20 protein-coding genes are annotated in these 22,972 nt (G+C 59.6%); 6 read left to right on the forward strand and 14 right to left on the reverse strand.

What is annotated here, in order from left to right:
* Window positions 1–143: 143 nt before the first annotated feature.
* The 5 genes from JNB91_RS02790 to JNB91_RS02810 form a co-directional block, all read right to left on the reverse strand.
* Entirely contained in the window at window positions 144–920 is a 777-nt protein-coding gene (locus JNB91_RS02790; RefSeq protein ID WP_220323996.1) for a MetQ/NlpA family ABC transporter substrate-binding protein, read from the reverse strand.
* 88 nt (window positions 921–1,008) lie between these two features.
* Window positions 1,009–1,788, reverse strand: coding sequence for a MetQ/NlpA family ABC transporter substrate-binding protein (locus JNB91_RS02795; RefSeq protein WP_220323997.1), 780 nt, complete (start codon window positions 1,786–1,788; stop codon window positions 1,009–1,011).
* 22 nt (window positions 1,789–1,810) lie between these two features.
* A complete protein-coding gene (locus JNB91_RS02800) occupies window positions 1,811–2,479 on the reverse strand; it encodes a methionine ABC transporter permease (protein WP_220323998.1) in 669 nt (222 codons plus the stop codon).
* Window positions 2,469–3,503: a methionine ABC transporter ATP-binding protein gene (locus tag JNB91_RS02805; RefSeq protein WP_223218047.1), complete on the reverse strand. Its 1,035-nt coding sequence runs from the start codon at window positions 3,501–3,503 to the stop codon at window positions 2,469–2,471. The genes JNB91_RS02800 and JNB91_RS02805 overlap by 11 nt, the downstream gene beginning before the upstream one ends.
* Window positions 3,504–3,835: 332 nt before the next feature.
* Window positions 3,836–5,209: a GH1 family beta-glucosidase gene (locus JNB91_RS02810; RefSeq protein WP_220324000.1), complete on the reverse strand. Its 1,374-nt coding sequence runs from the start codon at window positions 5,207–5,209 to the stop codon at window positions 3,836–3,838.
* 458 nt (window positions 5,210–5,667) lie between these two features.
* Here JNB91_RS02810 and JNB91_RS02815 point away from each other — a divergent pair, with 458 nt between their 5' ends.
* The 5 genes from JNB91_RS02815 (at window position 5,668) to JNB91_RS02835 (ending at window position 11,151) form a co-directional block, all read left to right on the forward strand.
* Complete coding sequence (locus JNB91_RS02815; protein ID WP_220324001.1) at window positions 5,668–6,369, forward strand: gluconate 2-dehydrogenase subunit 3 family protein; 702 nt, start codon at window positions 5,668–5,670, stop codon at window positions 6,367–6,369.
* Between the two features lie 5 nt (window positions 6,370–6,374).
* Window positions 6,375–8,144, forward strand: a complete 1,770-nt coding sequence (locus tag JNB91_RS02820; RefSeq protein ID WP_220324002.1) for a GMC family oxidoreductase — start codon at window positions 6,375–6,377, stop codon at window positions 8,142–8,144.
* Window positions 8,145–8,155: 11 nt separating this feature from the next.
* On the forward strand, window positions 8,156–9,475 hold the full coding sequence (locus JNB91_RS02825) for a cytochrome c (protein ID WP_220324003.1): 1,320 nt from the start codon (window positions 8,156–8,158) through the stop codon (window positions 9,473–9,475).
* A gap of 247 nt (window positions 9,476–9,722) precedes the next feature.
* Complete coding sequence (locus tag JNB91_RS02830; protein ID WP_346269252.1) at window positions 9,723–10,646, forward strand: HD-GYP domain-containing protein; 924 nt, start codon at window positions 9,723–9,725, stop codon at window positions 10,644–10,646.
* A 115-nt stretch (window positions 10,647–10,761) separates the two neighbouring features.
* Entirely contained in the window at window positions 10,762–11,151 is a 390-nt protein-coding gene (locus JNB91_RS02835; protein ID WP_220324005.1) for a DoxX family protein, read from the forward strand.
* A 28-nt stretch (window positions 11,152–11,179) separates the two neighbouring features.
* Here the strand turns inward: JNB91_RS02835 and JNB91_RS02840 are convergent, their stop codons facing one another.
* From JNB91_RS02840 to JNB91_RS02875, 8 genes are all read right to left on the reverse strand, one after another.
* Complete coding sequence (locus JNB91_RS02840; protein WP_220324006.1) at window positions 11,180–12,775, reverse strand: ABC-F family ATP-binding cassette domain-containing protein; 1,596 nt, start codon at window positions 12,773–12,775, stop codon at window positions 11,180–11,182.
* A 171-nt stretch (window positions 12,776–12,946) separates the two neighbouring features.
* The gene (locus JNB91_RS02845) at window positions 12,947–14,119 is read right to left on the reverse strand and encodes a Gfo/Idh/MocA family protein (protein ID WP_220324007.1); all 1,173 of its coding nucleotides are present in this window, start codon (window positions 14,117–14,119) and stop codon (window positions 12,947–12,949) included.
* 179 nt (window positions 14,120–14,298) lie between these two features.
* On the reverse strand, window positions 14,299–15,351 hold the full coding sequence (locus tag JNB91_RS02850) for a sugar phosphate isomerase/epimerase family protein (RefSeq protein ID WP_220324008.1): 1,053 nt from the start codon (window positions 15,349–15,351) through the stop codon (window positions 14,299–14,301).
* A 78-nt stretch (window positions 15,352–15,429) separates the two neighbouring features.
* Entirely contained in the window at window positions 15,430–16,395 is a 966-nt protein-coding gene (locus JNB91_RS02855) for a substrate-binding domain-containing protein (protein ID WP_220324009.1), read from the reverse strand.
* Between the two features lie 81 nt (window positions 16,396–16,476).
* Window positions 16,477–17,478 carry an ABC transporter permease gene (locus JNB91_RS02860; RefSeq protein ID WP_220324010.1) on the reverse strand — a complete coding sequence of 334 codons (1,002 nt, stop codon included), beginning with the start codon at window positions 17,476–17,478 and terminating at the stop codon, window positions 16,477–16,479.
* Entirely contained in the window at window positions 17,475–19,010 is a 1,536-nt protein-coding gene (locus tag JNB91_RS02865; RefSeq protein WP_220324011.1) for a sugar ABC transporter ATP-binding protein, read from the reverse strand. The genes JNB91_RS02860 and JNB91_RS02865 overlap by 4 nt, the downstream gene beginning before the upstream one ends.
* 166 nt (window positions 19,011–19,176) lie before the next feature.
* Complete coding sequence (locus JNB91_RS02870; protein ID WP_220324012.1) at window positions 19,177–19,515, reverse strand: DUF6665 family protein; 339 nt, start codon at window positions 19,513–19,515, stop codon at window positions 19,177–19,179.
* A gap of 140 nt (window positions 19,516–19,655) precedes the next feature.
* The gene (locus JNB91_RS02875; protein WP_220324013.1) at window positions 19,656–20,552 is read right to left on the reverse strand and encodes a LysR family transcriptional regulator; all 897 of its coding nucleotides are present in this window, start codon (window positions 20,550–20,552) and stop codon (window positions 19,656–19,658) included.
* A 135-nt stretch (window positions 20,553–20,687) separates the two neighbouring features.
* Here JNB91_RS02875 and JNB91_RS02880 point away from each other — a divergent pair, with 135 nt between their 5' ends.
* Window positions 20,688–21,581: an aldo/keto reductase family oxidoreductase gene (locus JNB91_RS02880; RefSeq protein ID WP_220324014.1), complete on the forward strand. Its 894-nt coding sequence runs from the start codon at window positions 20,688–20,690 to the stop codon at window positions 21,579–21,581.
* Between the two features lie 77 nt (window positions 21,582–21,658).
* On the opposite strand, the gene xylA is transcribed toward JNB91_RS02880, so the two are convergent.
* Complete coding sequence (xylA, locus tag JNB91_RS02885) at window positions 21,659–22,969, reverse strand: xylose isomerase (protein ID WP_220324015.1); 1,311 nt, start codon at window positions 22,967–22,969, stop codon at window positions 21,659–21,661.
* Between the last annotated feature and the right edge of the window lie 3 nt (window positions 22,970–22,972).

The raw sequence follows: 22,972 nt of genomic DNA on the forward strand, positions 1-22,972 counted from the left end.
TCTCTAAACCAGAAGTTTATCGCGGACATTCCTTCAGATACAGTTAAGATAGTGATGCAAGACGCGACAACAAATGCAACAGCCCCTCACGCGGTCTCTTGCGTAAGGGGCTGTAACAAATCAAACTTTAGTCCGACCAAAAATTACCAGGACGGGATCAGGGCGCCCTTGTATTCATCGTTGATGAACTTGCGGATGCTCTCGTCGTGATAGGCTTCAACCAGCGTCTTGGCCCAGGGCTGATCCTTGTCGGCAGCGCGAACAACGATAATGTTGGCGTAAGGGGACTTCTCGCCCTCGATTGCGATCGCGTCCTTCTTCGGGTTCAGGCCGGCTTCCATGGCGTAGTTCGTGTTGATGACGGCAGCATCCACGTCATCGAGCGAACGGGGCAGCTGGGCAGCGTCGAGCTCTGAGAATTCGATATTCTTCGGGTTTTCGATGATGTCCGAAGGCGTGACCTTGATGCCGGCGTCGTCCTTGAACTTGATCAGGCCCTTCGATGCCAGTACCAGCAGCGCGCGGCCGCCATTGGTCGGGTCGTTCGGGATGGCAACGGTGTCGCCGTCCTTCAGTTCGTCGAGGCTCTTCACCTTCTTGGAATAAACGCCCATCGGGGTGGTGATCGTCTTGCCGATGGCAACGAGATCGAACTTGCGATCGGCGATCTGGTTGTCGAGATAGGGCTGGTGCTGGAACGAGTTGGCCTGGATGTCGCCATCGTTCAGCGCCTGGTTCGGCACGACATAGTCGGAGAACTCGATGATATCGATGTTGAGGCCCTTGGTCTTGGCGACGGCGGCAACCTTTTCCATGATATTGGCGTGTTCACCCGGCGTGACGCCGACCTTGATGTCTTCGGCAAGTGCGGAGCTTGCAGCAGCAAGCGCAAATGCGGCGGCGAGTACGAGCTTCTTCATTGGATGTTTCCTCACGATTTTGTTGGGTTTTATGGCGTTCCCGGCCGCGTATCTTGGGAGGTGGCCGGAAACGCAATTCTGTTGGCGCTTACCAGGTCGGCGTGATCGCGCCCTTGAACTTTTCTTCGATGAAGGCCGACACTTCCGCGCTGTGATAGCTCTCGACGAAGGTTTTTACCCAGTCGGCATCCTTGTCCTTGGCGCGAACGGCGATGACACCGACATAAGGTGCCTTGGTGCTTTCCTGGAAAATCCCGTCCGTCTTCGGGTTGAGGCCGGCAGCAAGCGCGTAATTGGTGGTGATGGCAGCCAGATCGACGTCATCGAGCGAACGCGGCAGCTGGGCGGCGTCCAGTTCGACGATGTTGAGCTTCTTCGGGTTTTCGACAATGTCTGCGACCGAAGCCTTCACGCCGATCCCGTCCTTCAGCGTGATCAGCTTCTGGTCTGCCAGCAACAGAAGCGCGCGTGCGCCGTTGCTCGGGTCGTTCGGAATGGCAACCGATGCACCGTCCTTCAGCTCTGACAGAGCCTTGATCTTCTTCGAATAACCGGCCATCGGGAAGTTGACCGACTTCGCCACCGAGACGAGATCGAGGCTGCGCTCCTTCACCTGGTTGTCCAGGTAGGGCTGGTGCTGGAACGAGTTGATGTCGATGTCGCCATCCGACAGCGCCTGGTTCGGAACGACGTAGTCGGAGAATTCGACGACATCGAGCTCAAGACCCTTCTTGGCGGCGACTTCCTTCACTTTCTCAACGATCTGCGCATGCGGACCGGGGGTCACACCAACCTTCTTGGTTTCGGCAAAAGCCGCACCGGTGGAAAAGAGAGCGGCGAGCGTGGCCGCGACAATCAGTTTCTTCATTATCTTTACCCCTCTGAAACACTCAGTTCTTGCGATTGCGTTTGTCGAAGCGACGAGCCAGCGCATCGCCGGCGCTCTGCACGAGCTGGACGAGTACGATCAGCACGACGACAACAGCGAGCATCATTTCCGGCATGAAGCGCTGGTAGCCATAGCGAATGCCAAGGTCACCGAGACCACCGCCGCCGACGGCACCGACCATTGCCGAATAACCGATCAGGCTGACCATGGTCATGGTGAGCGCCGCCATCAGCGAAGGCCGGGCTTCCGCCAAAAGCACCTTGAAGACGATCTGCGTCGGCGTGGCACCCATGGCGCGGGCAGCCTCGATCAGGCCCTTGTCGATCTCACGGATGGCCGCCTCGACCAGACGGGCGAAGAAGGGAATGGTCGCGATCGTCAGCGGCACGATCGCCGCATAGGTGCCGATCGAGGTTCCGGTGATCAGTCGCGTGAACGGAATGATCGCAACGACGAGAATGATGAAGGGCGTGGAGCGCGCCGCATTTATGATCAGGCCGACGATGCGGTTGATCGTCGGAGCAGGAAACAGCTCGCCCCGTCCGCTGGTGGCAAGGAAAATGCCGATCGGCAGTCCGATCAGCGAACCGATCACACCGGCAGCGGCAACCATCTGCAGCGTCTGGCCAAGTGACTTCAAAAGCAGGTTGAGAAGCATATCAGGCGACATAGCCGAGCACCTCCGTGGAAAGGCCGGTTTCGGCATAGAAACGATTGGCCCGCTCGATGACGGCGGGATCTGCGGAATAGGAAACAACCAGCGAGCCGAACGGCTTGCCGCCGATCTCCTCGATCCCGCCCGCAAGAATATTCACGTCCGAACCGAGTTCGGCAACGAGACGGCCTGTCAGCGGCTGGAACGCGGTCTCACCGAAGAAGACCAGACGCACCAGCGCACGATCGCCCGCAGAAGGGGTCTGCTTGATGCCCGTCCGCAGCCATTCCGGCAGGGCAAGCGACGAAGCCAGCAGGGTCCGTGTGGTCTCATGTTTAGGGCTGGCGTAAACGTCGAAGACCTTGCCCGACTCGACGATCAGCCCCCTGTCGATGACGGCGACATCGGTGGCGATTGTCTTTACCACCTCCATCTCGTGCGTGATGAGGAGCACGGTAAGGCCGAGTTCGGCGTTGATGCGCTTGAGAAGCTCGAGAATGGACTGCGTCGTTTCCGGGTCGAGCGCCGAGGTGGCTTCGTCCGAAAGCAGCAGTTTCGGGTCGGTCGCAAGCGCACGGGCGATACCCACGCGCTGCTTCTGGCCGCCAGAGAGTTCGGAAGGATAGCTTTTTGCCTTGTCACCGAGACCGACGAGATCGAGCAGCGGCCCGACCTTCGCCTTGATCGTCCTGGTGTCGACGCCAGCGATTTCCAGCGGCAGCGCAACGTTGTCGAAGGCCGTGCGCGACGACAGGAGATTGAAGTGCTGGAAGATCATGCCGATCTGGCGGCGAAGGCCGCGCAGGGCAGATTCGGACAGGCCGCCTACCTCTGTGCCATCCACCACGACCTTGCCGGAAGTCGGCTTCTCAAGTCCGTTGACCAGGCGAACGAGCGTCGACTTGCCGGCACCCGAGCGGCCGATAATGCCAGCGATCGCACCATGGGCAACGGTAAAATCAACCCCGTCAAGGGCCGTGAAAGCGGGCTGGCCGCCCGTACCGCCGAAGCGCTTCGTTACGCCCTCGAAGGAAACCATGGGAGTGTCAGAAGGCTCCCCGTGGCCTTTTTCCTTCGCCCGGACGGACGGCGCGACATTTGTCGCGGCATGCTGGATGGTCATTTGAAACTCACGAGTTAAGTCAGGTCACAATAACGGCGAGAATGCCGCTCGATCACGCGCCCAGTCGGCACATTCGATGACAGGTGACTTTCCGGAGCATTCGATCGGCTTTCTCTCAAAAAAGGCCTAGCAGCCTTGTTGGTGGCAGATCAATGCCCCGGCCTTACCCTAATTCCTAGGGATGGAATTTCAATTATACGCGAGCATGGGAAAAACTCTTCCTAAGTCCCTCTCGGAGCTGGCTTTTGTCAAACTGTTCGATGATTTCCGCCGGGAAATTGCGACGCCAGTTCGCGGTACCATTTTCCGCTCTTCTTGATCGTCCGTTCCTGGGTCTCGTAATCGACGTACACGAGGCCGAACCGCATACGGTAGCCTTCAGCCCATTCAAAGTTATCCATCAGGCTCCAGGCAAAATACCCTTTCACCGGATAACCGTCCGAAACGAGATCCGCCACGACCGAAAGGTGTTCGACATAATAATCGAGCCGCGGCTGGTCGTCGATCTCGCCCTTTTCAGGCCCGACATTGTAGGCGGCACCGTTCTCGGTCACGTAGCAGTCTGGCAGCTCGTAGCGACGATAAAGATCCTCGACCAGCGACTTCATCGCCGGCGCATAGATTTCCCAGCCGATGTCCGTCACCTTCTGGCTGACGAAGGGCGCTCCTTGCGTAGCAGGATAGACTGCCCCTTCTGCCGGGTCATTCGTCACGCGCATCGGCGTGTAATAGTTGAGCCCCCACCAATCGAGCTTCTGGCTGATGATCGAAAGATCACCCTCCTCGATCTTCGGCATTTTTTCGCCCAACGCTTCGATGAGTGAAGGCGGATAATCTCCCTTGAACACCGGGCCGAAAAACGCGCCGTTGTGAAAATCGAAGGCACGCTCCGCCGCCGCCTTGTCCTCGGCGCTCTCGGAGCCCGGAATGACCGAATGGGCGTTCAGCACCAGACCGACCGGTACATTCGGGGTCACATGCCGGATGGCTTCGACGGCAAGGCCATGTGCCAGATTGGTCGTGTGCATGGCGGCAAGTGCTGCCTCCATGTTGCGCTCGCCCGGTGCATGAACGCCGAAAAGATGAGACAGCCAGACGGAGCACCACGGCTCATTGAACGTTGCCACCGCATCCAGCCGGTCGCCGAGCCGCGCCATGACCACTTTCGCATAACGCTGGAATGCGTATGCTGTCGAACGGGCAGCCCATCCGCCGTCTCCCATCAGGGTCAGCGGCAGGTCCCAGTGATAGAGCGTTGCATAGGTCTTGATGCCGCGCGCCTTGCAGCCGTCGACCAATCGATCGTAGAAATCCAGACCCTTTTCATTGATCCGCCCCGTTCCTTCGGGAATGATCCGCGGCCAGGCAATCGAGAAGCGGTAAGCTTCGACCCCCATCTTCTTGATAAGGTCAAGATCCTCCTCAAGGCGATTGTAGTGATCACAGGCGATATCGCCATTGTCGCGATTGAACACCCGCCCCGGCATGTTGGAGAACGCATCCCAGATGGAAGGCTTGCGCCCGTCAGCCTTCGTCGCCCCTTCGATCTGGAAGGCGGCGGTTGCCACACCGAAAAGAAAGTCACCGGGAAAACGCGCCGCGAAAATCTTCGGATCGGTCATGAGCAGGCTGTCCTCTTTATGATGACGCGTCGGGCAACGGAAATCAGAACTCCCGTCCGGATGATTGCCGATCTCCATAACAGATATTGCGGCGCTTTGCAGGAGCAACGATGCCGCGCAAAGAGACGCGCGCAGACAGCCTCAGGTGGCTTCCCTCACCCCGCTCAAGCCCCGAACATACCCAGCAAGGCACACGCAAAGATAAACATTTCGCCCTCAAAATGAGTTATATTTTCCAAAATACAATCTATGAGACATGCAATTTTAGCGTTAGATATTCATCCATAGAAAATCATTCTCAAATTTGGCAAAAACCTGGCGAAATTTAGCCTTTCGATCCTTGATGCCCTCAGACTGCGGCGATAGATCGCAGGCGTCATAGTGACGCCTCATCCTTCGATCGGACGGCCTCACTTGAATTTCAAAGGCTGTACCCCTCAGCCACGAAGGAGTGAACAATGAGAGATCTTCCGGGATTGCCGTCCCGCCGAGGCTTCCTGAAAGCATCGGCGGCGACTGCAGCCATCGCCGGCATCGCGAGCCATGCGAAAGCCGAACAGAAGCCAGAACCGGTGGCCCTCACCGAATACAAGCCGGACTGTCTCAAGCCCAGTGAGTGGGCTTTCGTGATGGCAGCGGTAGCACGATTGATCCCGTCGGATGGCGAAGGCCCCGGCGCGATCGAAACACGCGTTCCGGTCTTCATCGACAAGCAGCTCGCCGGCGATTACGGCAAGGCGTCCGACTGGTACATGGTCGGCCCCTATCAGCCGGCGGCAAGCCCGCTGCGTGGCTGGCAGACCCCCCTCAATCCGCTGGAAACCTACCAGCAGGCGATCCCGGTCTTCGACGAATGGTGCAAGCAGACCCACGGCAAGATCTTTGCCGAGCTTGATCCGGCAACCCAGGACAAGGCCCTGACCTCGCTCCAGAAGGACGAGATGAAGATCAAGCCGGAACTGCGCGAATTCTTCTCGATCCTCTTGGCCAACACCAAGGAAGGCTACTTCTCCGACCCGATGTACGGCGGCAACCATGGCATGGCGGCTTGGAAATATATCGGCTTCCCGGGCGCCCGCGGCTCCTACAAGGAGTGGGTCGGTAAGCATAACGTCAAGTATCCGCTTGGCCCCGTCTCGATCTCCGGCGAAAGGGGTTGAACGTCATGGCACGTACAGAAAAGAAAAAAGACGTCGTCCTCGTCGGCTTCGGCTGGACCGGCGCGATCATGGGCATCGAGCTTGCCAATGAAGGCCTCGAGGTTCTGGCGTTGGAACGCGGCCACGATCAGGATACGGTTCCGAACTTCCAGTACCCCGAAATGATCGACGAGCTGAAATACGGCATCCGTTACGGCATGATGGAAAAGCCGGCCAACACGACGGTCACCATCCGCCGTTCGCTGGATGAAGAGGCACTGCCCTATCGCAGCCTCGGCACCTTCCTGCTCGGCACCGGCGTCGGTGGCGCCGGCACGCACTGGAACGGCCTGAACTGGCGTCCGATGCAGTCGGAATACAAACTCAAGTCCTATATCACCGAAAAGTTCGGCGCAGGCGTCATGACGGAAGACATGACGATCCAGGACTACCCGATGACCTACGAGGAGCTCGAGCCGCATTTCGACCGGTTCGAAAAGGTCGCCGGCATTTCCGGTACCGCCGGCAATGTCAACGGCAAGATCATAGAGGGCGGCAACCCGTTCGAGGCGCCGCGCTCGGATGAATACCCGATGCCGGCCATGCCTTCGACCTGGGATGGCGTAAAGTTCCGCGACGCCGCCAAGGCTGCCGGTTACCACCCGTTCCCGTCGCCGGGCGGCATTGCCTCCAAGGACTACAAGAACGAATACAACATGCAGATGGGCCCGTGTAACCACTGTGGTTTCTGCGAGCGTTACGGCTGCTACAACTATTCGAAATCTTCCCCGCAAACGGCCATCATCGATGCTCTGAAGCGCAAGAAGAATTTCGAATACCGCGTCAATTCGGAAGTGCTGCGCGTCGAAAAGTCGACCGACGGCAAGACCGTCACCGGCGTCACCTATTTCGACCACAAGACCGGCGAAGAAGTTTTCCAGCCTGCCGACCTCGTCATCCTGACGGCGTTTGCACTGAACAACGTTCACCTGATGCTCGTTTCGGGCATCGGCCAGCCTTACGACCCCAACACCAATGAAGGCGTCGTCGGCCGTAACTACGCCTACCAGATCACCGGTGGCTACACGCTGTTCTTCAAGGACGAGAACTTCAACCCGTTCATCGGTACCGGTGCCAACGGCTTCTGCATCGACGACTTCGGTATCGACAATATCGACTTCGCCAAGGAAGGTTTTATCGGCGGCGCCTACTGGCGTGCGGGCCAGACCAATGGTCAGCCCGGCCACACGATGCCGCTGCCTGCAGGCACGCCCTCCTGGGGTGCGGGCTGGAAGAAGGGCATCGGCGAGTGGTACGGCCATGCGATGTCGATCGGCGCCCACGGCTCCGTCATGTCCTATCGCGGCCACTATCTCGACCTCGACCCGACCTACAAGGACCGCCACGACCGTCCGATGCTGCGCATGACCTATAACTGGCATCCGAACGAGATCCGCCAGACGCAGTTCATGAAGCAGAAGATGGAACCGGTCGCCAAGTCGATGAACCCGACGACGATGCAGGAAGGTTTCAAGAAGGAAGGCGCCATGTTCGACGTCCGTCCTTACCAGACCACTCACAACACCGGCGGCACGGTGACCGGCGACGATCCGAAGACTTCGGTTCTGAACCGTTACCTGCAGTCCTGGGATTGCCATAACCTCTTCGTCATGGGGGCAAATACCTTCCCGCAGAACACCCAGTACAACCCGACCGGCATGGTCGGTGGCCTCGCCTACTGGGCGGCAGAACATATCCGCAAGGATTACCTGCCCAATCCGCGTCCGCTGGTGTGAGGAGAGACACGATGAAAAAACTTATTCGCGTTCTCGGCGTCCTCGTCGTTCTGGGCATCGTCGCCCTTCTCGCCTTCATCTTCGTGCCGGTGCAGCGTACCGGCCCGGTCACCCAGCTCGCTGCAGACTTCAAGCCGGCCGAAGGTCAGGGTGAATATGTCATGCATGCAGGCGACTGCATGGCCTGTCACACGTCGGAGGGCGGCAAGCCTTTTGCCGGTGGCCGCGCCATCGAAAGCCCGATGGGCACGATCTGGACCACCAACATTACCCCGGACAAAGAAACCGGCATCGGTAGCTGGTCGCTCGACGATTTTCGCGCGGCTCTCTACGATGGCGTAACCCCGAACGGCACGCATCTCTATCCGGCCATGCCGTATGAGAACTACCGCAAGATGTCGGAAGAGGACATCGTCGCCCTCTACGACTACTTCATGCATCAGGTCGAACCGGTGTCGAACAAGGTCGAGGAAACCAAGCTCGCCTTCCCGTTCAACATGCGCTTCGGCCTGCGTGCCTGGAACTGGCTTGCCGCCAGCTATCCGGCCGGTTTCAAGCCGGTGCAGGGCGAGGACGAACAGTTCAACCGTGGCAAGTATCTCGTTGAAGGCGCTGGCCACTGCGCCGCCTGCCACAGCCCGCGCAACCTGTTTATGGCACAGGACGGCATCGACGACACGTCGAACGCCTTCCTGACCGGTGGCGAAATCGACGGTTATACCGCGCCTGACCTTCGTGGTCCGGAAAGCGGCCCGCAGAAATGGACCACCGAGCAGACCGCGGCCTATCTGGCGACTGCCCGCAACGCCCATTCCTCGGCAACCGGCGAAATGATGCTGGTCGTGCGTGACTCGCTGCAGTACATGACCCACGAGGACAACATGGCGATCGCCGCCTACCTCAAGAAGATCGGCACTGCTCCGGCAAATGCGTCGGCCGCGGCCGCAAAGCCCGAGGTTACCGAGACGGAAAAGCTGCTGACGGACGCCAAGCCCGATATGCCGCTCGGCCCCCGCCTCTATCTCGATAACTGTGCGGCCTGCCACATCGTCAACGGCAATGGCGCCGGCGAGACCTTCCCTGAACTCGACGGCAACTCGCTCGTCACCGCCAAGTCGCCCAAGGGCCTGATCAGCGTCATCCTCCACGGCGCGGAACTGCCGTCGACGGCTGACCGTCCGATGAAGCTGCGCATGCAGGGCTACGACAACCGCCTGTCCGACGAAGAGGTCGCAACGCTTGCCACCTTCCTGCGTGAAGGCTGGCACAACAAGGCACCGGGCGTCTCGGCTGCCGAGGTGAAGGCCGTCCGCGATCTCGCGGCGCATTAACGAACACTCGGCTCCGCCATCGATCGATGGCGGAGCCTTTTCGGTTCATCCGCCACCATCTGGAGTTTAAACTCCACTAGAGGCGAAACCGTTGAATGAAAATCACGCCCGGAACCGCTTGATCATCGCCGCTTCTGCAGAAAAATTCGCGGCACGACGAAAAATAAAGCCGCGGCTTCACCCAAATAGGTGATTTATTCATTCTCGATAGCGCCAAATATCCTCACAATTCGAGGAATTGAGTGGCGTGATACTTCGACTACCGAAAAATCTTGTCCAGCCCGGCCTTTTTATAGAGACGGTCGAATGCCCGAGCAGTGAATTCTCCCGGCGACGCTTCATGATTGAAACAGAGGAGGATGTGAGGGCGATCCTGCTTTCCTCCGCCGTCGATATTCTCGTCAGCCGGCAAAAGAGCCGCATAGACGCGACGGCTCTTCTTGAACGCGCGCCGCCACGTTACGCAAAACTCGCTTCCCTCGACAAATCCCCTGCGACCGAGACAGACAAGGCGCTCGACGATGCCGTGACGACAATGCGTCACGGGCTGGCAAACATGGTGTCCGGCAGGGTCGATATGGAGCAAATCACGCAATCGGCTGCTTCTGCACGCAGGGCGGTAGAGGCGGCACCAGACCTGTTCATGCAGGTCACCCGCCTGAAAACTAAGGACAAGGGGACTTACCTCCACTCCGTTTCCGTCGCCGGTCTGATGGCGCAGATGGCAGTCCTGCTGGAATTCGACGAAGACGTCATCGACGAGATCGGCCGCGCGGGTATCCTCCATGATCTCGGAAAACTGCTCATTCCCAACGCCATTCTCAACAAGCCGGGAGAGCTGAATGCTGCCGAGAAACGCATGATCCGCAGCCATCCGGAGATCGGCTACCGACACATGAAAAAACTCGGCGGCGTCTCCAACCTCATCCTTGATGTCTGCCGCCTGCATCACGAAACGCTCGATGGCAGCGGTTATCCGCTTGGCCTCAAGGCCGAGCAGATCGGCACGGCCGTTCGCATCTGCACCGTCTGCGATGTCTTCGATGCGCTGACCACCGTGCGCCCTTACAAGAAGGCCTGGTCCACGTCCGAAGCGCTGACCTGGATGTATGACAAGCCAAATCTCTTCGACCGCAAGCTCGTCCTGCGATTGGGCTCGATGTTCCCCTGAACGCGCATTCAGTGTGAATAGCTGTCAATTCACGTGAATTTCAACGGAAGTTGAGTTGCAGCCTTGCGCCCGACAATGGAAGAGGCGTGGCCCCTTTATCCAGATGGACAAAATCATGCTGCAGAACCTCGATAAATCCCAGCCCTATTTCCTCAGCCTCCTGCGCGCCGTTTCGGCCCTCGTGCTGTTCAGCTACGGCACGCAGAAGATCCTTCATTTTCCCGTTACCGAAAAAGTTCCCGCAATCGGCTCGCTTTCCTGGACCGCAGGCCTTCTCGAGCTGGTACTCGGCTTCTGCGTCCTGATCGGCTTCAAGACGCGTTATGCGGCTTTCGTCCTTTCCGGCCTGATGGCATTCGCCTATTTCATCGGCCATTTCCCGCGCGGTTTTTATCCGTCCCTGAATGGCGGCGTAGCCTCCATCCTGTTCTGCTTCATCTTCCTCTACATCTTCGCCGCCGGCCCCGGCCCGGTCAGCGTCGATGCCAAGATGAAGAGCAAGTAAGAAAATCCAAAAGGCTGAGGTAATCCCCTCAGCCTTTTGTCCCCGCGCGCAATTCCAGCCTGCGTGTGATGCCGATCGCATCCAGAAACACCTCGTCATGGCTGATGACCAAGAGCGCTCCGTCATAAGCCGAAAGTCCACGCTCCACGGTCGCAACCGAGTCGAGATCCAGATGATTGGTCGGCTCATCCAGAATGAGCAATGGCGGGGGATTTTTACCGCCGAGCACGCAGGCCAACCCCGCCCTCAGCATCTGCCCGCCGGAAAGCGTCGACACCGGCTGCAAGGCGGCATCGGCGCGGAACATGAAGCGCGCCAAAGCCGACCGACACGTATTCTCGTCGGCCGCCGGATTGAGGCGGCGGAAATTATCCCGGATCGTCGCTCCCGTGTCGAGCAGGCTCACGGTCTGATCAAGCAATGCATAATCCGTGAAGATGGACACCATGCCATCGGATGGCGCAATCGCACCTGTAAGCGCGCGGATCAGCGTCGTCTTGCCGGAGCCGTTGGCCCCGACGATGGCAACCCGCTCCGGCCCGACCAGATCGAAAGAGATGTCCGACAGAACAGGCGGCCCCTCGCCATAACCGACGCTCACATGATCGAGCCGCAAGACGGTCTTGGCCGCAGGAAGCCCGGTCGAAGCGATATGCGCCGAAAACGGCTGCAGGATCTCGATCCTCTGCCGCGCTTCCGTTATCGCTTCCGATGCCTGCTGCTTGCGCCGCGCCGCCAGCCGGGCATTCTCGCCGCTGGTAACCTCACTTTGCATCTTCAATCCGCCCGCCACGATGCGCGGCATGTCACCCCGATCAGCCTTGCGCTTGCCGGCACGATCCCCCCGCGCCTTGCGTTCCGCCTGAACCTGGGCGGTGCGAGCGATCTCGTCGAATGTCTTTTCCGCATCCGCCAGATCATGCTCGGCGGCCGCCAGTTCCAGCGCCCTGCGCTCCTGAAAACGGCTCCAGTTACCACCGTAGCGCCTGGCCCCGAGCGTCGTCAGTTCAATGATCGCATCCATGCTGTCGAGAAGCTCGCGATCATGGCTGACCACGATCGCACCTGCCTTCCAGCGCGACAGAAGATCGATAACGGCATTACGCCCGTCCCTGTCGAGATTGTTGGTCGGCTCGTCCAGCAGCAGAAAATCCGGCTCGCGAAAGATGAGCGCGGCAAGCCCCGCCCGAGTGCGCTGCCCGCCGGAAAGGGATGAGAGATGCGTCTCCGGCCCCGCATCGAGACCGACACCGGAAAGTGCCGAGGCAATACGCTCCTCGACGAGCCAATCGACGATCCCGATCTCATCAACCGTCGCGTCACCGGCAACTGCCTTTTTCAATAGCGCAAGATCAGCCCGAGCGTCGAAGAGATCAGCGATCGTCTGCTGGCCATCGACCTGCACGCTCTGGCGCATCATGCCGATGCTGCCATGAACGGAAATGGAGCCGGTCTGCGGCAGAATATGCCCGGCGATAAGCTTCAGCATCGTCGTCTTGCCGACGCCATTGCGGCCGACAAGCCCGGCGCGCTCAGTTGAGAAACTCAGATCGACATTGGAGAAAAGAGTGCGGCCGTCAGGCGTGGACCACGAAAGATTGGAAAGTGTGATGGAAGCAGGCATGGATATGATTTCCCTGGATTGCAAGGCAAAGCGGCGTTGCGATCGAGATGAAATCCATTGCGGCACACATCCTGTTGGTATTGCGGACGATCCGTGATCTATCGGCCGAAACCGACCAAAGCAAGGCGAATGGCAGAACCGGCAAGTCCTACCATCCGTGTCACACTGACCTTAAAGCTTGACCCAGGCGCCATTCCGTTTCGAAGACGCGACGCAGGCTTCCACGAAAGCGACGCCCTTCACCCCGTCATCAACGGTCGGATAGATCACCGCCTTGTCGAGCTTCGCACCCTTCTTCTTCGCGTGAATGGCGCGCGCAGCCTCCGTGTAGATCGTCGCGAAGGCTTCCAGATAGCCTTCAGGATGGCCCGACGGGATGCGCGAGACGCGCCCTGCCGCAGCCCCCGCTCCGGCGCCGTTGCGGGTGATCAGCCGCTTCTGCTCACCGAACGGCGTGAACCACAGATAGTTCGGGTTCTCCTGGCTCCACTCCAGCCCGCCCTTTTCGCCATAGACGCGCAGTTTCAGCCCATTCTCGTTGCCCGGTGCGACTTGGCTGCACCAGAGCATACCCTTGGCGCCTTCGGCAAACCGCAGCATCACATGCGCATTGTCATCCAATCTCCGGCCCGGCACGAAACTGTCGAGATCGGCCGCAAGGCTCTCCAGGGTCAGACCGGTAACGAAGGAAGCGAGGTTATAGGCATGGGTGCCGATATCGCCCGTCGAGCCGCCGGCACCGGATTGCGCCGGGTCGGTGCGCCATACCGCCTGTTTGGCACCAGTCTGCTCGGCTGCCTCGGTCAGCCAGTCCTGCGCATACTCCACCTGCACCACGCGCAGCTTGCCGAGATCGCCATTGGCGATCATCTCGCGCGCCTGCCGCACCATCGGATAACCGGTATAGTTATGCGTCAGGATGAACAGGGCATCGCTTTCATCCGCAAGCTTTTTCAGCTTCTTCGCATCAGTCAGGTTGGAGGTCAGCGGCTTGTCGCAGATCACATGGATGCCGCGTTTCAAGAATTCCCGCGCCGCCTCGTAATGCACATGGTTGGGCGTGACGATCGACACCGCCTCGATCCCATCCTTCAACCGTGCCTCGCGGATCGCCATGTCCTTGTAGGAACCGTAGGTGCGCGACACATCGAGCCCGAGCTCGCGCCCCGAGGCCAGCGACTTTTCAGGCGTCGACGACAGCGCCCCTGCAACCAGTTCGAACTGATCATCCAACCGTGCCGCCATGCGATGCACCGCGCCGATGAATGCGCCCGAACCGCCACCCACCATGCCGAGCCGGATCCGCGGCTCGCGCGCATCTTCCCGTTTTCCTTCGATTGCCATGAAATATCTCCCTTGAATATTAGCGCTTTGCGCCAAAGTCCCCCTCTGGCCTGCCGGCGTCCTTCGGACCCCACCACAAGGGGGGAGAAAGTTTGCGGCAACCTCGTGTCTCGATTGGGCCTGAGCGGAGCGGCTGGGTTAAGCCCTCCCCCTTGTGGGGAGGGTTGGGACGGGTCTTGCTAGAGCCCCAGCATCCGCCTATTCGCCGCCTCGTCGGTGCCGCCTGCAGCAAAATCGTCGAACGCATGTTCCGTGACTCGAATGATATGCGCCTTGACGAATTCAGCGCCTTCCCGCGCCCCGTCTTCCGGATGTTTCAACGCGCATTCCCATTCGACCACGGCCCAGCCGTCAAAGTCGTTTGCCGCCATTTTCGAGAAGATCGCACCGAAATCCACCTGCCCGTCACCCGGCGAACGGAAGCGCCCTGCGCGGTTCACCCAGCTCTGGAAACCGCCGTAAACGCCCTGCCGCCCGGTCGGATTGAATTCCGCGTCCTTGACGTGGAACATCTTGATCCGGTCCTTGTAGATGTCGATGTTGTCGAGATAATCGAGGCATTGCAGCACATAATGCGACGGATCGTAGAGCATGTTGGCTCGGCGGTGGTTCTTAACCCGCTCGAGGAACATCTCGAACGTGATCCCGTCATGCAGATCTTCGCTCGGATGGATCTCGTAGCACACGTCGACATCGTTTTCGTCGGCATGGTTCAGGATCGGCGTCCAGCGTTTCGCCAGTTCGTCGAATGCGGTCTCGACAAGACCGGCCGGGCGCTGTGGGAACGGATAGAGATACGGCCAGACCAGCGCGCCTGAAAAGGTCGCATGCGCCTTGATGCCAAGATGCTTAGAGGCGGTGATCGCCATCTTCACCTGCTCAACCGCCCATTCCTGCCGCGCTTTCGGGTTGCCGCGCACTTCCGGTGCGGCAAAGCCGTCGAACACCTCGTCATAGGCGGGATGCACGGCCACCAGCTGGCCCTGAAGATGAGTGGAAAGCTCGGTGATCTCGACACCGTTTTCCCGCGCCTTGCCGGCCAGTTCGTCGCAATAATCCTTGGAGGTCGAGGCTTTTTTCAGGTCGATCAGCTGGCTCGCCCAGGTCGGCACCTGCACGCCGATATAGCCTTTGTCCGCCGCCCATTTGGTGATCCCGTCCCAGGTATTGAACGGCGCCGCATCACCCGCGAACTGCCCGAGAAAGATGCCGGGTCCCTTGATCGTCTTCATCAAAAATTCCTCCTCTATACAATTCAGAACATGGAACGAGCGCGCAGGCTGACAACCATGCGCGCTCGAAAAGGCCGATCAGAACGGCGAGTCAGCGAAATAGAAACTCTCCGCATTGTCCTTGGTGATCAGCGTAGCATCGAGGATGTAATTGCCGCTCACCGGAACCTGATCGTAGAAATTACCGGCCGTCAGCTCCATCGCGGTTGCCACCATGGCCGGCGGATAGAGCACGTTGACCGGCATCATCTTGTCGCCGTCCATGACCTTCTTGATCATGTCCTTCGAACCGGCGCCGCCGATGACATATTTGATGTCGGTACGCTTGGCCTGTTCGATGGCTTCCAGCACGCCGACGGCCATGTCGTCATCCTGGCACCAGACCACGTCGATCTTCGGATATTTGGTGAGATAATCCTGCATCACGCGAAAGGCGTCGTCGCGGCTCCAGTTGCCATACTGGCGATCCAGCACCTTAACCTTCGAGCCTTCGATGCCCTTGTCGAAACCGTCCTGCCGCTGCTGGTCGATCGGGATCGGCAGGCCGCGAATGATGACGACCTCGGCTTCCGGCGTCGTCTTGGCGATATACTGGCCAGCGACTTCGCCTAGCGCCGGGTTGTTACCGGCAACATAAAGATCGCGGATCGTGTTGTCGTTGACGGAAGGCGCGCGGTCGACCAGCGCCACGAACTTGCCGTCATCCTTCACCTGCTGGATGGCCGATACGAGCTGATCCGGATCGGTCGGCAGGATGACGAGCGCATCGATGCCCTGCACCGCAAGGTCCTGCACCGCATTGGCCTGGCTTGCCGGATCGGCAGACGTCTTGACGATGACGTTCAATCCCTTGTGCTCGGCCATAAGAAGCTTGGCGACACGTTCGGCATGGAACACCACGCCGGCCGTCCAGCCATGGTCGGCGGCCGGAATGGAAACGCCGATCGTCACCTTCTTTGCCTCCTGGGCAAAGGTCGTCGCCGGCACCGCCACGGCAAATGCCGTCAGCGCCGCTGCGGCATAGCCCAATAATCTCTTGTGCATATTCTCTCTCCCAAGGTTTAAGGGGTGATCTCCTCCTGACCGGGCCTACCCCAGATGGCCCGGCCTATTGCGAATGCCTCCCTATTTCCGCATCAGCGACCGCTGCACCAGCATGGCGATGATGATGATCGCCCCCTGGATTGCGCCGATCAGATATTCGCTGACGAAGTTGGAAAGCAGCATGATATTGCCGACGATCTCGAGGATGAACGCCCCGCAGACCGTACCCCAGATCCGCCCGACACCGCCCCTCAATGCCGTGCCGCCGACGACGACCGCCGTGATCGCCTGCAGTTCCCAAAGAATGCCCGTCGTCGCCGAAGTCGAGCCGAGGCGCGGCACATAGATGATCACCGCCACCGCCACGCAAAGCCCCTGCACGATATAAGCAATGGTTCGCACCTTCTGCACCGATATGCCGGAATACCGCGCCACTTCCTCGTTCGAACCGACAGCGATCAGATGCCGGCCATAACGCGTCCGATAGAGCACGAAAGCGGCGAGTGCCGCGGTGGCGAAGATGACGATGATCGGGATCGGAACGCCGAAGACATCGCCGAAATAGACCGGCCGATAAAGCTGCTGCAGCTCGCGGTCCCTGACCGTGATCGAACCGCCCTGGCTGAGCCATGTCGTCAGGCCGCGATAGATGCCCATGGTACCGAGCGTGGCAATGAACGGCTCGATTTTCCCGACAGTCGTGATCAGCCCGTTCGCCAGCCCGCAGGCGGCCCCGAGCCCCAGCGCCACCAGCATCGCCGCAACCAGCATCAGCGTCGGGTCGCCGATCGCACCTGTATTCATGAACAGGATCATCAGGCTCGCAACGAAGGCGACCATCGCCCCGACAGAAAGGTCAAGCCCGCCGGATGAGATCACATAGGTCGCACCGAGCGCGATGATGGCGATGAAGGCGCTACGAGTGATGACATTGGTGAGGTTGGCAACGGAGACGAAGTTCGGATTGGCGAAATATCCGAGCACCAGAAGCAGGGCGAGCGCCACGAATGGCGCAATCGCCGCCATGTCCCAGTCCCGCGACGTCTTTGGCGCCTTCGCCGTATCGGTCGTCGCCGCGCTCATGCCGCCGCCCCCGCATTGACGCCCGTGGCAAGCTGAACGATTTCGTTTTCGGTCATGTGCTCTCCCTGAACCTCACCGACGATCCTCCCCGTCCGCATCACCAGAATGCGATCGCAGATACCGATCAGTTCCGGCATCTCGGAGGAAACGACGATGATCGACCGCCCCTCTTCGGCCAAGGCCGCGATGAATTTGTAGATCTGTTCCTTGTTGCCGATATCGATGCCGCGGGTCGGCTCGTCGATGATGACGACTTGCGGGTCGAGCATCATCATCTTGGCAAGCAGGAGTTTTTGCTGGTTGCCGCCGGAAAGCTGCCCGGCAAGGATGTTTTTCGTTCCCGTCCGGATATCGAAATCCTTGATCGCCTTGTCGAGCGCATCACCCTCGCGTTTTCTGTCGATCTGCAATCCGCGAATGAACTTTCCGAGCGAGGCAAGCGTCAGGTTGACCCGAAGATCCTTGGTCAGCAGCAGCCCCTTGCCCTTCCGGTCTTCTGAAAGATAGGCGACACCGGCCTTGAGGCTCGAATGCACATCGGTGAACGAAACCGGATGGCCATTCAGCACCACCTTGCCCTTGGCCGGGCGCAGGCCGACCAGCCCTTCCATCAGCTCGGTGCGCCCTGCACCGATCAGACCGGCAAAGCCGAGGATCTCGCCTTTTCTGAGCGTAAAGGCGGCATCGAGCGCAAACCCCGGAACCTCGAACCTTTCGACCTCAAGCACCGCCTGCCGCACCTCGGCCGCATGCCGGTCGGGATAAAGTTTTGCAACATCACGCCCCACCATCAGCCGCGCCATGTCAGCCGGCTGAAGTTCGGCCGCATCATGCGAACCGACAAGCCGCCCGTCTCGCAGAACGGTGACGCGATCGGCAATCTCTTTCACCTCCGGCAGGCGATGCGAGATGTAGAGGACACCGACACCCTTGGCGCGGATATCGCGGATCACCTTCAGCAAGGCCTCAGTCTCATGCGGGGTCAGTGATGCCGTCGGCTCGTCGAAGATCACGATCCGGTGCGGCACCAACAGCACACGGGCGATCTGCACCAACTGGCGCTGGGCGATGGAGAGCCGCGATACGATCGTATCCGGGTCGATATACCCACCGAGATCGACGATCGCCTGCCGGGCACCGGAACGCATCGCCTGATCGTCGACGGTGAGCCCCTTCCTTAGCTCGCGACCGAGATAGATGTTCTGCGCCACGGTCAGGTCGGGCGCGAGCAAGATCTCCTGATGCACCAGCACGATGCCGTGGTTTTCCGCGTCCACCGGACCGGAAAAGCTCACCGGAGCGCCGTCGATCCTGATCTCGCCTCGCGTCGGCTGATGATTGCCGGCAAGGATCTTCATCAATGTCGATTTTCCGGCGCCATTCTCGCCGATAATCGCATGCACCTCGCCGGCGCGGACGGTGAGTGAAATATCCTTCAGGACCTCGATGATCCCGAACGTCTTCGACAGACCGCTGGCGTCAAGCAGCCGCGGATTAATGGATGAGTGAACGGGTGCGGGGGATACTGTCATCCACCCGCCCTCAAATTCACGAGCGTCGTGAAACGGTCGCCATGCGACACGCCCCCAACGCCTGCCTCCTCGCAAGCGATGTGGTGCACCTGAAATCCTCCCTGAATTTCAGGCTATCCAAAGATATGAGGTACGTAAAGCAGAATTGAACGTCAACTCTGCGTCATTACTCGGAACGTCTGAAGGTCCCGACCTTTGCCATCACGTCACCGGGGATCTGATAATCCTTCGCCACGTCCGGGCCATTACTCAGCCCGCACAATTCCCGCTGGACGAAAAGCCCCCATACGGCTTCGGCCGCGTCCTGTACCAGATCCAAACGTTTTGCCTGATCCTTGCCGGCATGCTCGGCATCCCATTTCCGAAGCTTTTCAAGGCTCGCTTCCACCTGCCGTCCGTTGCGCCCCAGTGCGCTCGCACGCTCCTCGGCGATCTCGTATTCCAGGGCGCTCAATCCGCTCTGAAGCGATGGCGAACCGAAGAATTGCGGTGCACGAACTGACATGAAGATCTCCTTATGTTTGCCGCAAGGTTCTAGCCGACCGGTTGCCGCCCCAATAATGCGCCAAGTCAAAATGCAGCCCAAGCCCTGCTTCAACTCTCCGTTATGAAGAATTGAGCGCAGAGGTTGCGCGACCTTTCCGCTCAGGCCGTCTTGATGAAATCGATGAAGGCCCTGAGCGGGGCCGGCACCAGACGGCGACCGGGATAATAGAGAAACGGCCCCGAAAATTCCGGCCACCAGTCCTCCAGCACCGGCTCCAGCGCCCCACTTTCGATATGCGGTCGCAGCCAATCCTCAAACAGCGTTACGATCCCTGCCCCCGCCTTGGCACAATCGACCGCCAGGTCGACCCCGCCGCCAGTCTGCACAATCAACGCAGCAGGCGGATCGATCAGCACCGTCTCGCCATCCCGTTCGAACTCCCAATCCGGCATCGAGCCGCTGGCGAAACGGTTGCGGATACAGGCATGCTGCATCAGATCGCGTGGATGGCTGGGCCGGCCGCGCCGGTCGAGATAATCCTTCGAGGCGACAGCGGCAAAACGCTGGGTGCGGGGGCCGATCGGCACCGCGATCATGTCCTGCGCCAGCCGCTCGTCATAACGGATACCGGCATCGCAGCCAGCCGCGATCACATCGACAAAACTGTCCTCGATCATCAGTTCCAGCCGAATATCCGGGTAAGCCGCCAGAAACCGCGGCACGATCGACGGCAAGACCAGCCGCGCAGCGCTGACCGGCACGTTCAGCTTCAGCACACCCGCAGGCCGTTCGCGAAACCCGTTGACCACATCGAGTGCCGCTTCCATTTCCGCCAGAGCCGGCGCCAGCCGGTCGATAAGCCCCTGCCCCGCCTCGGTCGTCGCCACGCTGCGCGTCGTCCGGTTGAGCAGCCGCACGCCAAGCTGCGTTTCCAGCCGCCGCACGGCATCGCTCAATCCCGATGCACTGCCGCCGCTGATCCGCGCCCCCTCGCGAAATCCACCGGCCCGCGCCACGGTGAGGAAGGCCTGCAGATCGCTGATTTCCACGCCCATGAACCCTGCTTTCGATTGTCCGTTTCAGCGTACAGACTATCCGAATTGTGCAGACTTATAAAGGGAACGTCCCCGCGCTATTTCCATTTCACCGAAGATCGCAAACAACCGGCGATCAGCAAAAGGAGCACCCCCATGTCCGATCAGAGCACATTCGATCTCGCGAAATCCGGCACGTTCAAGATGGGCAGCCACACGGTCAAGCGCATCGGTTACGGCGCCATGCAGCTTGCCGGTCCGGGCGTTTTCGGCCCGCCGAAGGATCGCGCAGCTGCCATCGCCGTCCTGCGCGCTGCAATCGAGGCCGGCGTCGACCATATCGACACCAGCGATTTCTACGGCCCGCATGTAACCAACCAGATCATCCGCGAGGCACTGCATCCCTATCCGGACAATCTCACCATCGTCACCAAGGTTTCGGCAAAACGCGGACCGAATGCCGAATGGCTGCCGGCCATGTCGAAGGAGGAACTGATCGCCGCCGTCCACGACAACCTCCGCAATCTCGGCCTCGATGTCATCGACATCGTCAACTTCCGCTCCATGCACGGCATCCACGGCCCGGCAGAAGGATCGATCGAGGAACAGGTAACGGTGCTTGCCGATCTTAAGCGTCAGGGCCTCATCCGCCATATCGGCGTCTCGAATGTCACCCCCATCCAGATCGCCGAAGCACGCAAGATCACTGAAATCGTCTGCGTTCAGAACCAGTACAATCTCGCCCATCGCGAAGACGACGCGTTTATCGATCAGCTCGCCAAGGAAGGCACGGCCTACGTGCCCTTCTTCCCGCTGGGCGGTTTCTCGCCGCTGCAATCCTCAACGCTCTCGGATGTTGCGGCACGCCTCAACGCCACCCCGATGCAGGTAGCCCTTGCCTGGCTGCTGCAGCGCTCGCCGAACATTCTTCTGATCCCCGGCACGTCTTCGATTGGCCATCTGAAGGAAAATCTCGCAGCCGGTGAATTGGACCTGCCGGAAGACGCCTTGAGCGAACTGGATGGTATCGCCGGCAAGAAAGCAGCCTGAAAACAGAAGCGCCGCCTCGCAAGGAGGCGGCGCCATGGGAAATCCAGTTCGGCCTTCAACGAAGGTCGAACTGCTCATCAGACATACCGATTGACGACGTTTTCCAGATATTCCTGGCGACCTGACTTCGGTTCCGGATTGATGTTCTCGCGCTCCACCTTTGCGGTGATCTCCTCGAGGCTCAACTCGCCGCGCAGCATCTTCTGTGCATCCGCACTGTCCCACTTGGCATAACGATCGGCGAGCGGCTTCGACAGCGCGCCATCTTCCACCATCTTCGCCGCAGCCTTGAGGCCCCGCGCGCAGCAATCCATGCCGCCGATGTGACCGATCAGAAGGTCGGCCGGATCGATCGACTGACGGCGCAGCTTGCTGTCGAAATTGGTACCGCCGGAGGTAAAGCCGCCTGCCAGCAGAACCTGATAATAGGCCAGCGCCATTTCCGGCACATTGTTGGGGAACTGGTCGGTATCCCAACCGGACTGGTAGTCGTTGCGGTTCATGTCGATCGAACCGAAGATGCCGTGTGCCGCGGCAAGCGCCAGTTCATGCTCGAACGTATGGCCGGCAAGGATCGCATGGCCCTGTTCGATATTCATCTTCACTTCGTTCTCGAGGCCGTACTTCTTCAGGAAGCCGTAGACGGTCGCGACGTCATAGTCATACTGGTGCTTGGTCGGTTCCTGCGGCTTCGGCTCGACCAGGATCGCGCCCTTGAAGCCGATCTTGTGCTTGTATTCGACAACCATGTGCAGCATGCGTGCCATCTGGTCGAATTCGCGCTTCAGGTCAGTATTGAGCAGCGTCTCATACCCTTCGCGACCGCCCCACAGAACATAGTTCTCACCGCCGAGCTTCATCGTGGCGTCCATGCAGGTCTTGATGGTCGCTGCCGAATAGGCAAACACGTCCGGATCGGGATTGGTGGCCGCGCCCGACATGAAACGGCGGTTGGAGAACAGGTTCGCCGTGCCCCAGAGCAGCTTGACGCCCGTCTCTTCCTGCTTGCCCGCAAAATAGTCGACGATCTCGTTGAGGTTCTTCGTGTTCTCGGCAAAGGTCTTGCCTTCGGGGCGCACGTCCGCATCGTGGAAGCAGTAATAAGGCGCGCCGAGCAGCGAGAACATTTCGAACGCGACATCGGCCTTCAGCTTGGCCTTGTCCATCTCGCCGTCATACCACGGACGATCGAAGGTGCGGCCACCGAAGGGGTCGCCGCCTTCCCAGGCAAACGAGTGCCAGTAGGCAATGGCGAAACGGAGGTGATCCTCCATCCGCTTGCCAGCCACGATCTCATCCGGGTTGTAGAAGCGGTAGGCCAGCGGATTGGTGCTGTCCGGGCCTTCATATTTGATCTTCGAAATATCACCGAAAAAGCCTGTGCTCATATG

It is taken from the genome of Aliirhizobium wenxiniae (assembly GCF_019511445.1).
GTDB lineage: Bacteria > Pseudomonadota > Alphaproteobacteria > Rhizobiales > Rhizobiaceae > Neorhizobium > Neorhizobium wenxiniae_A.